Source organism: Klebsiella sp. GW_Kp182 (assembly GCF_040062275.1).
In the GTDB taxonomy this organism is placed as follows: Bacteria; Pseudomonadota; Gammaproteobacteria; order Enterobacterales; family Enterobacteriaceae; genus Klebsiella; species Klebsiella michiganensis.
This window is the reverse complement of record NZ_JBEAFQ010000044.1, coordinates 13,968-26,715: the sequence shown is the minus strand read 5'-3', so window position 1 is coordinate 26,715 and position 12,748 is coordinate 13,968. Positions and strand designations below refer to the sequence as shown.

General features: G+C 53.8%; 13 protein-coding genes. 11 read left to right on the top strand and 2 right to left on the bottom strand.

What is annotated here, in order from left to right; genetic code table 11:
* Window positions 1-12: 12 nt before the first annotated feature.
* The 8 genes from citD to ABLU88_RS19080 all read left to right on the top strand — a co-directional run bounded on the left by citD (window position 13) and on the right by ABLU88_RS19080 (window position 8,934).
* Window positions 13-303 (top strand): citrate lyase acyl carrier protein, encoded by a 291-nt coding sequence (gene citD / locus ABLU88_RS19115; protein ID WP_032749693.1) that lies wholly within the window; start codon window positions 13-15, stop codon window positions 301-303.
* A complete protein-coding gene (gene citE, locus ABLU88_RS19110; protein ID WP_348837644.1) occupies window positions 303-1,178 on the top strand; it encodes a citrate (pro-3S)-lyase subunit beta in 876 nt (291 codons plus the stop codon). The genes citD and citE overlap by 1 nt, the downstream gene beginning before the upstream one ends.
* A gap of 33 nt (window positions 1,179-1,211) precedes the next feature.
* Complete coding sequence (citF, locus tag ABLU88_RS19105; protein WP_032749691.1) at window positions 1,212-2,732, top strand: citrate lyase subunit alpha; 1,521 nt, start codon at window positions 1,212-1,214, stop codon at window positions 2,730-2,732.
* Window positions 2,729-3,277: a citrate lyase holo-[acyl-carrier protein] synthase gene (gene citX, locus ABLU88_RS19100; RefSeq protein WP_014228731.1), complete on the top strand. Its 549-nt coding sequence runs from the start codon at window positions 2,729-2,731 to the stop codon at window positions 3,275-3,277. The genes citF and citX overlap by 4 nt, the downstream gene beginning before the upstream one ends.
* On the top strand, window positions 3,252-4,124 hold the full coding sequence (gene citG / locus ABLU88_RS19095; RefSeq protein WP_348837599.1) for a triphosphoribosyl-dephospho-CoA synthase CitG: 873 nt from the start codon (window positions 3,252-3,254) through the stop codon (window positions 4,122-4,124). The genes citX and citG overlap by 26 nt, the downstream gene beginning before the upstream one ends.
* 32 nt (window positions 4,125-4,156) lie before the next feature.
* A complete protein-coding gene (locus tag ABLU88_RS19090; protein ID WP_014838027.1) occupies window positions 4,157-4,723 on the top strand; it encodes an alpha/beta hydrolase in 567 nt (188 codons plus the stop codon).
* 68 nt (window positions 4,724-4,791) lie between these two features.
* Window positions 4,792-7,392 (top strand): bifunctional aconitate hydratase 2/2-methylisocitrate dehydratase, encoded by a 2,601-nt coding sequence (gene acnB, locus ABLU88_RS19085; RefSeq protein ID WP_348837596.1) that lies wholly within the window; start codon window positions 4,792-4,794, stop codon window positions 7,390-7,392.
* A 108-nt stretch (window positions 7,393-7,500) separates the two neighbouring features.
* Window positions 7,501-8,934: an anion permease gene (locus ABLU88_RS19080; protein ID WP_049080260.1), complete on the top strand. Its 1,434-nt coding sequence runs from the start codon at window positions 7,501-7,503 to the stop codon at window positions 8,932-8,934.
* A 137-nt stretch (window positions 8,935-9,071) separates the two neighbouring features.
* Here ABLU88_RS19080 and ABLU88_RS19075 read toward each other — a convergent pair whose 3' ends face one another.
* Window positions 9,072-9,284 (bottom strand): cold-shock protein, encoded by a 213-nt coding sequence (locus ABLU88_RS19075; protein ID WP_004849644.1) that lies wholly within the window; start codon window positions 9,282-9,284, stop codon window positions 9,072-9,074.
* 664 nt (window positions 9,285-9,948) lie between these two features.
* On the opposite strand from ABLU88_RS19075, the gene ABLU88_RS19070 reads away from it, so the two are divergent.
* The 3 genes from ABLU88_RS19070 (at window position 9,949) to ABLU88_RS19060 (ending at window position 12,348) form a co-directional block, all read left to right on the top strand.
* Entirely contained in the window at window positions 9,949-10,170 is a 222-nt protein-coding gene (locus tag ABLU88_RS19070) for a cold-shock protein (RefSeq protein ID WP_004849645.1), read from the top strand.
* A gap of 580 nt (window positions 10,171-10,750) precedes the next feature.
* A complete protein-coding gene (locus ABLU88_RS19065; protein WP_048263131.1) occupies window positions 10,751-11,128 on the top strand; it encodes a RidA family protein in 378 nt (125 codons plus the stop codon).
* A 191-nt stretch (window positions 11,129-11,319) separates the two neighbouring features.
* Window positions 11,320-12,348 (top strand): LLM class flavin-dependent oxidoreductase, encoded by a 1,029-nt coding sequence (locus tag ABLU88_RS19060; RefSeq protein WP_014228742.1) that lies wholly within the window; start codon window positions 11,320-11,322, stop codon window positions 12,346-12,348.
* Between the two features lie 43 nt (window positions 12,349-12,391).
* Here the strand turns inward: ABLU88_RS19060 and ABLU88_RS19055 are convergent, their stop codons facing one another.
* Window positions 12,392-12,727 carry a gamma-glutamylcyclotransferase family protein gene (locus ABLU88_RS19055; protein WP_014228743.1) on the bottom strand — a complete coding sequence of 112 codons (336 nt, stop codon included), beginning with the start codon at window positions 12,725-12,727 and terminating at the stop codon, window positions 12,392-12,394.
* Window positions 12,728-12,748 lie beyond the last annotated feature (21 nt).

The window sequence follows — 12,748 nt, the reverse complement described above, 5'->3', positions numbered from 1 at the left end:
CAGGATATTTATATGAAAATATTACATGCGGCAATCGCCGGGACGCTGGAATCCAGCGACCTGGTTGTCAAAGTCAGCCCCTACGATGATGGGCTCGATATTACTATCAACAGCGAAGTGTACAAACAATTTGGTGAGCAGATTACGGCGGTGGTTAATGAAACACTTTCCGCATTAAACGTTACGCAGGGGCAAATTATTGTTGAGGATAAGGGCGCGCTGGACTGCGTTATCCGCGCCAGAATGCAGGCGGCGATTTTACGGGGAACGGCCAGCAGCGAAATTGTGTGGGAAAAATTATGATGAAAAAATTACGCCGTAGCATGCTTTTTTTACCGGGTTCAAGCGCCGCTATGCTTTCAACCGCCTTTATTTATAAACCCGATTCAATCATGTTTGACCTGGAAGATGCGGTCTCGTTGAAAGAGAAAGACAGCGCGCGGCTGCTGGTGTTCCATGCGCTACAGCATCCTATGTATAAAGATATTGAAACCGTTGTCAGGATTAATCCGCTGAATACGCCATTTGGCTTAAAAGACCTGGAAGCGGCGGTGCGCGCTGGCGTCGATGTTATCCGTTTACCCAAAACCGATACGCCGGAAGATATTTACCAGCTTGAGCGTGAAATTGTGCGTATTGAAGAGAGCTGCGGCCGCCCGGTGGGCTCTACGCAGCTGATGGCGGCGATTGAATCGGCGGTGGGGGTCATTAATGCCGTCGCTATCGCCAGGTCCTCTCAACGCCTGATGGGGATTGCGCTGGCGGCGTTTGATTACGTTATGGATATGCAAACGGAACGCGGCGACGGTACCGAGCTGTTTTACGCGCGCTGCGCGGTATTACATGCGGCCCGCGGGGCAGGTATTGATGCGTTTGACGTGGTCTATGCCGATATTAATGACGAGGCCGGCTTTTTGAAAGAAGTGGGTTTGATTAAACGTATGGGCTTTAACGGTAAGTCGCTTATTAATCCGCGGCAGATAGAGATCTTACATAATGCCTATGCCCCCACTCAGGAAGAAGTTGATTACGCGGAGCGTGTTATTGCCGCGGCCGAAGAAGGGGAGCGTAGCGGACTTGGGGTGATTTCACTGAACGGCAAAATGATTGACGCGCCGATCATCAACCATGCCCGGGTGGTTATTGAACGTAAAAATGCCTCCGGCATCCGGCAATAATCTCCATTCAGTCACCAGCAACAGGATTTAACTATGAATCAATTAACCGAAGCCCTTCATAATATATCCGGCGCCCAGCATCAGTATGAGGTATTTACCGGCGCAAATACCCATACGCCCTATCTTGCGGATACCCGGCAAAAATATCAGCGCAAACTTTTTGACACGCTGGATGAAGTTTTATCGCGCTGCGATTTACGCGATGGGATGACCGTTTCATTTCATCACGCCTTCCGCGAGGGTGATCAAGTGATTAACTACGTTATGGCCAGGCTGGCGGAAAAAGGCCTGCGAGGGCTGACGCTGGCGTCAAGTTCCCTGATGACCTGCAACGCGCCGCTGATCGAGCATATTAAACACGGCGTTATTAGCAAAATCTATACCTCCGGGATGCGCGGTGAATTAGCGGATGCGATTTCACACGGCCTGATGGAGGAGCCGGTACAGATCCACTCGCACGGCGGCAGGGTCAATCTGATTGAAAAGGGTGAAATTAATATTGATGTCGCGTTCCTGGCGGTCTCCTGCTGCGACGAATATGGCAATGCCAGCGGCAGCGGCGGCAAATCCCGATGCGGCTCGCTTGGCTACGCGATGGTCGATGCAAAATATGCCCGCAAGGTGGTTTTGCTGACGGAAAGCATTGAGCCGTTTCCGTATATGCCGGCCAGCATTATTCAGGATCAGGTTGATTATATTGTCAAAATCGACAGCGTAGGCGACCCGGCGAAAATCAGCGTTGGCGCCGCGCGCGTGACCAGCAATCCGCGAGAGCTGATGATCGCGCGGTCTGCTGCGGACGTCATTGAGCATTCCGGTTATTTTCGCGATGGCTTTTCTCTGCAAACGGGATCGGGCGCGGCGTCCACCGCCTGTACGCGATTCCTGGAATCCCGCATGAGGAAACACAATATCGTCGCCAGCTTTGCCTTAGGCGGCATTACCGGCAGTATTGTCGATCTGCATGAAAAGGGGCTGATTACTAAGCTGCTGGATACACAAAGTTTTGATGGCGCGGCGGGGGAGTCGCTGGCGAAAAATCCGCACCACGTTGAAATCTCGACCAGCGTTTACGCCAACCCGGCGGCGAAAGCCGCCTGCTGCGACCGCGTGGATATCGTCATCTTAAGCGCCCTGGAAATTGATACGGATTTTAACGTCAACGTTCTGACCGGCTCCGACGGCGTGATGCGCGGGGCATCGGGCGGACATTGCGATGTCGCGGCGGCGGCAAATTTAACTATCGTGGTCGCGCCCCTGATCCGCAGCCGCATTCCCACCGTCGTCAGGCACGTCACGACCCGCGTAACGCCGGGAGAGAGCATTGACGTGCTCGTCACCGACCACGGCATTGCCGTGAATCCTGCCCGTCCGGAAGTCAAAGAGAGGCTGACGGCGGCCGGTTTGCCGGTCGTTGACATCGAAGCGCTTTATCAGACATCGCTGGTAATTTCTGGCGAGCCGAAACCTATTGAGTTTACCTCGCGCATTGTCGGCGTCGTGCGTTATCGCGATGGCAGCGTCATTGATGTGGTAAGGCAGGTGAAAGAATGATCGGCGAAACAACCAACGCTTCCTGCGCCCCTCTCACCCTTGAGGAAGTCCTCAAAGCCAGAGAAGCGCGCGCGAGTGTACAACAGGCGTGGCTGCGCCGCTTCGAACAACCAATGGTATCCACCACGCTCGTCTGGCCCGGAGAGGTAAAAGATACGCCGCTTGCCCGGCAGGTTATGGCGGAGGCGACGGACGCGTTCAGCCAGCTGCTGCGGAAACATCGCTGGGGCGTTTCCAGACACGACGTTCGTTTTCAGCCCACCGGGCCCGAAGCGTTCTGGTCCGTAGCGGCGCCAGCCTGGATGATCAAGCACGTGACGGCGCATCTTGAAGATCATCATCCTCTCGGGCGTCTGTGGGATATCGATGTTTTTTGTCCCACATCCGGATTAATTAAGCGCAGCGCGATCCGACAGCCGATGCGCAAATGCTTCATTTGCAATGAGGCTGCCCACGTCTGTTCCCGTATGCGCCGCCATTCTCAGAATGAACTTGCGCAAGTGATTGAGGATTTAGCCTATGACTATTTTCGCGGTCAACGCTGAACGGGCTGAGCAACGGGAAAGCATCGCCTGGCTGGCTGCCGAGGCGATGTATCGGGAAGTGAGATTAACGCCAAAGCCCGGGCTGGTTGATGGCGAGAACAATGGTGCGCATCGTGATATGAACATCGCGCTGTTTATGGCCAGTATTCGCGCCGTCTCGCCCTGGTTTCCGCGCTTTTTTGCGCAGGGAAAGGCGACGGCGGATTTGCCTGCCCCGCAGACGCTATTGGCGATAAGGCCCACAGGACTGGCCTGCGAACAGGCGATGTTTAACGCCACGGGGGGAGTAAACACCCACAAAGGCGGCATTTTTTCCCTTGGCCTGCTGTGCGCCGCCGCTGGGCGTCTTGTTAAGCGCAACCAGATGCTTAGCCAGCGCAATCTGTGCGAGGAAACCCGCACGATGTGCGCGGGCCTGGTTAGCCAGGAACTGAAAAGAAAGGGCCTCGCTAAAACCAAAGGCGAGCATATTTTTCAGCGCTTCGGGCTTAGCGGCGCGCGAGGTGAGGCTGAGAACGGCTTTTATACCGTCAGGCAGTTTGGGCTGCCGCAGTGGCAGAAAGCGCGGCGGGAGGGGTTATCTGAGCAGGATGCGCTGCTCAGGATGCTGCTGGCCCTGATGGCCTTCAACCCCGATACCAATGTGGTGTCCCGGGGCGGGCTGAGCGGCCTGCAGTATGTGCAGCGCTATGCGCAACGCGTTCTGAAGATAGAACACCTGGCGGGTGAAAAGCTCAGAAAAGCGCTGAGACACATGGATAAGGCGTTGATTGACAGAAATATTAGCCCTGGCGGCAGCGCGGATCTCCTTGCCGTTGGCTGGGTACTTTCCCATTACCCGGCCTGACGGGCGGTACTGAACGTGGAGAGGAAGGCTTTATGACTACCCAACGTCTGGAACAGCTCAGCGAGAAGTTGACGATTATTCTGGTGCCGGGCCTGCGAGATAGCGATGAGCATCACTGGCAAAGCTGTTGGAGTCGTCGTTTTCCTTTTTGGAAGCGGATAAGCCAGCGGAACTGGCTGGAGCCGGATATCGATGCCTGGGTATCCGCTATCCGTCGGGAGCTGGCTACCTGTCAGCGGCCGGCCGTGCTGGTCGGCCACAGCTTTGGGGCGCTCGCCGCATGTCGCCTGATTCAGACGCAAAAGGTGAACATCGCAGGTATCGTCATGGTTGCCCCTGCGGAGCCATCGCTCTTCGAACTGGACGAGGCGGTACTTCCCGAGAGGCTGCGGGTGCCCAGCCTCCTGTTTGCCAGCCGAAACGATCCGTTAATGACCTTTAAGCGAGCGCAGTACTGGGCGCAATGCTGGGGAGGGCGGTTAATCGATCTGGGTGACGCCGGGCATATTAATGCTGAGTCCGGATTCGGGGAGTGGAATTATGGTCTGGAGCAGTTAGCAGAATTTTGTGAAGGCTTACCGCAATTTATTAAAAGTTAATTTTACCAACCGAATATCGCTATTACATAAACAACCTTCAGATAAATAACATCTGAAACGGAGAGCATATGTTAGAAGCTTATAATAAGCATGTGGACGAACGCGCTGAAAAAAATATTCCACCGAAGCCGTTAACCGCTGAGCAAACGCAAGAATTAATTACATTACTGACCAGCAAGACCTGCGATGATAAACATGCCCTTGTACAGCTGTTAGCGCATCGCGTGCCGCCGGGCGTCGATCCGGCGGCGAAGATTAAAGCCGATTTTCTTTATCAGCAGATCAAAGAAGAAAACCCGGCGAGTATTATTGCGCCTCAGCAGGCTATTGAACTGCTGGGCACCATGCAGGGCGGTTATAATGTTCAACCGCTCATTCACTTACTGGACGATCCCCGCTGGGCCAGCAGCGCAGCGGAACAATTAAGCGCCACGCTGCTTATTTTTGAAAAATTTAAGGATGTGGAAGAAAAGGCGAAACAAGGAAATGCCTGGGCGCAAAAAGTGATTCAGTCATGGGCCGACGCCGAATGGTTTTTACGTCGTCCGGCGCTGCCGGAGAAGATCACGCTGAAAGTATTCAAAGTGACGGGGGAAACCAATACTGATGATTTGTCCCCTGCGCCCGAGGCATGGTCACGTCCGGATATTCCTCTGCATGCCTTGTCCATGTTGTGTCATTCGCGCGACGGCGTCAGCCCGGATGAACCGGGAAGCCGTGGGCCGATACGACAGCTAGAGCAGTTAAAGAAAGAGGGCTACCCGCTGGTCTACGTCGGCGATGTCGTCGGCACCGGCTCTTCGCGAAAATCGGCCACTAACTCTATTTTATGGCACCTTGGCAACGATATTCCATGGGTGCCGAATAAACGAAGCGGCGGCTTTGTTTTTGGCGGCAATATTGCGCCCATCTTTTTTAATACCCTGGAAGATTCCGGCGCGCTGCCCCTTGAAATGGATGTTTCCGCGCTATCCACGGGAATGCTGATTGATCTCTATCCGTATCGCGGGGACATTTGCGAAGCCCACAGCCAGCGTCCTGTCACCTCATTTTCCCTGAAAACGGACGTTCTGCTGGATGAAGTGCGCGCCGGAGGGCGCATTCCGCTGATTATTGGCCGCAGCCTGACGGCCAGAGCGCGGCAATCACTGAACCTTGCGCCCTCCGACGTTTTCCGCCGGCCGAAAGCGCCGGCACCCTCCGCCGCCGGCTTTACGCTGGCGCAGAAAATAGTGGGGAGAGCCTGCGGCGTTGCCGGGATCCGACCAGGACAGTACTGCGAGCCGCGAGTCACCACCGTCGGTTCGCAGGATACCACCGGAGGAATGACGCGCGATGAGCTTACCGATCTGGCCTGCCTGAGTTTTTCCGCTGATTTGGTTATGCAGTCTTTCTGCCATACCTCGGCCTATCCCAAGCCGGTTGATGTGAAGCTGCATGAAACGCTGCCCGAGTTTATCAGCCGCCGAAACGGCGTGGCGCTGAAGCCGGGTGATGGCATTATCCACTCCTGGCTTAACCGTATGCTGATTCCTGATACCGTGGGGACCGGGGCGGATTCGCACACCCGTTTCCCGCTTGGCATCTCTTTTCCCGGGGGCTCCGGGCTGGTGGCCTTTGCTGCGGCAACGGGCATTATGCCGCTGGATATGCCGGAGTCCGTACTGGTCCGTTTTACGGGAGAGATGCAGCCGGGGATAACCCTGCGCGATCTGGTTCACGCTATTCCGCTCTATGCCCGCAAGCAGGGATTACTGACGGTGGAGAAAAAAAATAAGATCAATATTTTCTCCGGCCGTATCCTGGAAATCGAAGGGCTCGGGATGCTGAAAGCGGAGCAGGCCTTTGAACTGGCCGACGCCTCGGCCGAACGCTCCGCAGCGGCGTGCGTGCTGCGTCTGGAAGAGGAGAACGTGGCGGAATACCTGCGCTCCAATGCCACATTGCTACGCTGGATGATTAATCAGGGTTATGAAAATGCCGACACGCTGGCGCGGCGAATTGCGGAAATTGAGGCGTGGCTGGCGAATCCGTCGCTGCTGGTGGCCGATGAGAACGCCGAATATGCCGCGGTGATTGAGATCGATCTCACGGAAATTACCGAACCCATCGTCTGTGCGCCGAACGATCCGGATGACGCCCGGCTGCTGTCGGAAGTCGCGCGTACGCCGATAGATGAGGTCTTTATTGGCTCCTGCATGACGAATATTGGCCATTTCCGCGCCGCCGGTAAAATTATTGCCGACGCCCGCGAGATACCCGTACGGCTGTGGCTGGCTCCGCCGACGAAAATGGATGCGCGTCAGCTTGCCAGTGAAGGCTACTTTAATCAGTTTATAAAAACGGGCGCCAGAATCGAACCCGCCGGCTGTTCGCTGTGTACGGGGAACCAGGCGCGGGTACGTCAGGGCAGTTCCGTTGTTTCAACATCGACTCGTAACTTCCCGAATCGTCTGGGCACCGATGCGAACGTTTTTTTAGCATCGGCGGAGCTGAGCGCCGTGGCGGCGATGATAGGGAAAATGCCGACCGTTGAACAATATTTCTGGCACATGGATAAAATCAAAGCAACAAGGGACGATATTTATCGTTACCTGAACTTCGATCGGCTGCCAGAGTATCAGTCAACGAATGATGGAAAAAATATTATTAAAACATTCGCTGGCTAATTCTTTACTGCATTAAGCAATAACGGTGAATAGCTCACTTGTTCAGCGGAAGCTTCAGAAGAAAGAGGCTTCTGCTTTTAATGACACGGATTGTAGCCGAGGTGAAGCATGTTGAAGTCAAAGCTAATAAAAATAGCGGTGCTTATTTTTATTATTATATTAGCAATCATCATTCCCCCCCCCGCGGGATTAACGAAAGAAGCCTGGATACTGGCCGGTATCTACCTGGCGTCCATTATAGGGCTGGTGAGTAAGCCTTATCCTGAGCCGGTTATCATGCTGTCGGCGGTAGGCTTGTCGTGCTTAACGGTGGCACGATTTGATGACTCCCCCGTCAGGTCAATGGATGTACTGAGCGGTTTTTCCTCGGGAACGACATGGCTGGTATTTAGCGCGTTTACTTTGAGCGCCGCTTTTGTCACCACCGGATTAGGGAAACGTCTGGCGTACTGGTTTATTTTAAAGTTCGGTGGGACAACCCTGCGGCTGGGGTATGTCACGGCGCTGTTGGATTTAATGCTGTCACCGGCGACGCCCTCTAACACCGCACGCGCCGGCGGCGTCGTATTCCCGATTATCAATAGCATTGCCCTGGTGTTAGGTTCAACGCCAAAAGAGAGTCCGCGTCAGGCCGGACGTTATCTGATGGTGAATATCTATATGGTGACTAAAACCACCAGCTATATGTTTTTGACCGCGTTTGCCGGAAATGCCTTAGCGTTACAGTTAATTTCCGATATTTTTCATATCCGCATAAGCTGGGTAGGGTGGGCTCTGGCGGGGGTACCGCTTGGGCTATTGATGTTAGCCGTCATTCCTTATATCACCTACAAAATAGTGCGCCCGCAATTAAAAGAAATAGACAATGTAAAAATAGCCACTGCGGGCCTGAATGACCTGGGGCCCGTCAGTTCGAAAGAGAAAGGGCTGATCGTGGTCTTTATCTCCGCACTCTCCGGCTGGATATTTTCTCATTATCTGGGGCTGAATGAATCCTCCGTTGCGGTGATTGCCATGGCTGGCGCTTTGCTCACGAATGTCATTTGCTGGAATGATGTGCTGCAAAATAAGGGCGGCTGGAATACGTTAATCTGGTACGGCGGCATTATTGGACTGAGTGCGACCTTAAGCAAAGAGGGATTTTTTAAATGGCTTGCCGCCTTTATGTCCGAGCATCTGGATTTCCTCGGCGCCGGTAACACGACCATTGTGATTATTGTTTTTTTAAGCATCGTCGTGCGCTATTTATTCGCCTCCGGCGGTGCATACGTCGCGGCTATGGTTCCCGTCTTCGCCACCGTCGGACTGGTTACCGGAACGGCGCCTGCGCTGCTGGCGCTCGCCATCCTGTTTTCTAACTCTTACGGGGGCTGTATCACGCACTATGGCGGTGCCGCCGGGCCGATTATCTTTGCCGCCGGTTATAACGATATTAAATCCTGGTGGTTAACCGGGACCATAATCGCTTTATTAACGTTTCTGCTGCATATGGTTGTCGGCATTCCGTGGTGGGGCTTTTTGATTCAGCACGGAATACTCTGAGGCCAGCCTTGTTTTTTATTACCTGACGGCTCGCGATATAACGAAAAAACCCCGACATGATGTCAGGGTTTTTTAACTGGCGTGAGTCCATCATCGGCAGCGAAGCTGAAATCTACCGCCAGCAAATAAAGCGCAGCTTAGATGGCGAAGACGTTACCGGCAGAAGGGCCTTTCTGGCCATCTTCAATGGTGAATTCGACTTTCTGGCCTTCGTTCAGGGTTTTAAAACCGCCGCCCTGGATAGCGGAAAAATGTACAAACACATCTTTGCTACCGTTGTCCGGGGTGATGAAACCAAAGCCTTTCGACTCATTAAACCATTTTACTAAACCAGTCATTTTATTAGACATTGATAATACCTCAACATATCTGAGCCTTACGGCGAAAAGGTTTCGCACAGAATCTAATTAATAACGATAAGGAGACTCAAAAGGAAGAATTATCAACGGATAACACTTAAGATGAGGACTGCTTTACTGAACCGCTTTATTATGTCTGTGTACTTAACCGACCAATCATTAGTCACATACTTCACCGCGGATAGCAAGACTTATTTCAATTGATATTGCCGGGGCGGAGAGTGATACGGGAAGAGGGGGGAGTGATTCACCAGCGACTTATTGATGACGTAATGATAATAACTTTCAGTATTTCATTGGGTTAACTCGATTTTTGGTTACGGTGACGTGGATGAATCTGCAGAGAATGTTTTTTTATTTTTCCGAACAGGCTCACACGGCGGTGAAGCCATATCACCGGTCGCAGCGCGATTAATTTAGGCCGTTTCTCATTATTAATCCCCATCGGGGTATCTGGACGGCTAAAATTTCATTTGCTTATTAATGGTATTCATGCCTTAATGAAATTATTAATCCGAAAAAACGCATGCACTTAAAAATTTTACCGGCCCGTTCTCATTACCAGGCGCTATCGCTGATACCCCCTTTCTTTTGAGTCCATACGTTTAATCCGACACGTTTTCTGTCAATTACCTGATGCGCAACTGGAGTCAGTATGTCCTCAAGAATTAAAGGTCTGGTCAAGTGGTATAATGAGTCGAAGGGATTTGGTTTCATTTCACCTCTCGATGGCGGTAAAGATATCTCGGTCCATTGCTCGGCGCTGCGTGGTGATAATTTTAATACCCTGTTTGAAGGCCAGAAAGTTGAATATGCCATACTCCATAGAGATGACAAAGGCCCTGCCGCCACCCATGTCATACTGTGCGATAAATAACGATTTATAGCGTTACGCCCGCGATAGCGAAAGCCGTGCTGGCGATATCACGACGGCCTGTCCCAGGATTTTCCTCCCTTATTCCATGTCCTGTCCCTGAGCGCAACGACAGCCGCGTTGCGTACGGTTTTTCTTATCCGGCGATGCGGCAGAAATGCGTTCAACGGATTCTGGAAGCGCGTACAATTCATCGGCTTTCAGTCAGTATTTAAATCCGATGACAGGGGATAGTGATGGTCAGACGCTTTTTGGTGTGTTTCTTCATGCTGTGCGCATGCTCAGCCTATGCCGCTAACGGCGGGAATGGCGGCGACGGTGGGAATGGGAATAACTCGGATGGGGGCAATGGCTCTGATGGCAGCGCGACCGCGTCGGGACGCGATGGTTGCCCCGGCGGAACGCAGCCTGACTCGTCCGGAAAATTTTATCTTCCAGGCACAAAAGAGCCGTGCAATCCGGGCAAGCAGGATGCCATGAAAAGCGCGCGCCATTAGCCTTAACAGCCGCTGTTTAGCGGCTGACGACAAGACCGCCGAACGAGTGAGGCAAGTCAGTTTCTTGTTAAATAAAGGAGGAGTGTATGGGTCAGATGGTACGAAAAAATTACCCTGAACTGGGCGAGGTCAAGGCGCCCTACGTTCATTCGGTTAAGCACGGGAACACGCTCTATATTTCAGGGCTCACCGCGTTTGGCACCCGTGCGCAGCAGGCCGGTATTGGCGCACAGGCGGAGGAGGTTTTTACGCAGATACGAACCGTTGCCCGCGCCGAAGGCATCGATTTTTCCTCTCTTATCAAAGTCACGATCTTTATCACTTCTTTTGATGAGATCGACGAGTTGCGCAAAGTGCTTTACCGGAACTACGGCGATCATCTACCCGCCAGCTCGCTCGTAGAAGTCAGCCGCCTGTTTTCTGCGGATCTCAAAATAGAAATTGAGGCGATATTCGGCCTGTGAGCCAGTGTTTATTGCCCGGGCCGCGGTCTGCGCCGCCGGGCAGACTCAATCAATTTATTTGAAGCATTCGGTTAAACAAACAATATTTATTCTCACCTGGTTATGCGTAAAGTAGAGGCATAACGCGGCAGACACGTTTTTCATTATGCGCCACCTGCCAACGACCTCCCTGCAACCCAGGACACCACGTCATGAAAAAGATTGGCTTTTTGTCATTTGGTCACTGGACGCCGTCGCCGCAGTCCGGGACGCGTTCGGCCGCTGATGCGCTGCTGCAATCCATCGATCTCGCCGTTGCCGCCGAAGAGCTGGGCGCGGATGGCGCCTATTTCAGGGTGCATCATTTCGCCCGCCAGCTTAGCTCGCCGTTTCCTCTGCTGGCAGCGGTCGGGGCGAAAACCAAACGTATTGAAATCGGCACCGGCGTTATCGATATGCGCTATGAAAACCCGCTGTATATGGCCGAGGATGCGGGCGCGGCGGATTTAATCTCCGGCGGCCGTTTACAGCTGGGTATCAGCCGCGGCTCGCCGGAGCAGGTGATCGATGGCTGGCGCTATTTTGGTTATGTTCCCGGCGAGGGCGAAAACGAGTCCGACATGGCGCGCCGCCACACCGAAGTGCTGCTGGACGCGCTGCGCGGAGAGGGGTTTGCGAAACCTAACCCGCAGCCCATGTTCCCCAATCCGCCGGGACTGCTGCGGCTTGAGCCATATTCTGAAGGGCTGCGCGAGAGAATCTGGTGGGGCGCCGGTTCGAATGCGACGGCAAGATGGGCGGCAACGCTGGGGATGAACCTGCAAAGTTCGACGCTGAAAGACGATGAAACCGGTGAGCCGTTCCATATCCAGCAGGCGAAGCAGATCCGCGCCTATCGCGAGGCCTGGGCAGAAGCGGGCCATACGCGCACGCCGCGGGTTTCGGTCAGCCGCAGCATTTTCGCTCTGATGAACGATCGCGACCGGATGTATTTCGGTTCAGGCCGTGACGAGAGCGATTCGATAGGTTTTCTCGACGAGAAGACCCGCGCCATTTTTGGCCGTAGCTACGCCGCCGAGCCGGATAAGCTGGTCGAACAGTTGAAGCAGGACGAGGCGATTGCCGAAGCGGATACGCTGTTACTGACGGTGCCGAACCAGCTGGGCGTGGAGTATAACGCCCACGTGATTGAGTCCATACTGAAGCACGTTGCGCCGGCAATGGGCTGGCGCGACGCATAAACCCGCGCTGAGCGACGCCCCGCAGGCGCGGGGCGAAAGGGTTTTACGCTGCGACCTTTGGCTGTAGCTGATAGATCCAGGCGGTCACGCGCTGGCCGTCTTCCATGGTAACGTCAACGGCAACGCGGTCGTAGCCCTCTTCAAACGCATCCAGCATTGGCCAGTGGGCGCTAAGATTCGCGGACAGGAACAGGTAGCCGTCGACCCGAGGCCCGTTGTTGTCGAGCACGATCCCCGGAAAATCCGCCGCCGCTCCCCAGCCGCGTTCATAAAACAGACCCTGCACATAGCCGGGCAGCCACTCGCCGCCAATGTTGTCCATAATATGGGCATTGGAGTGGCCCGGACGCAGCGTGCCGTAGACAAATAAACGTTCCATTATTCCTCAATCACTCAAGCG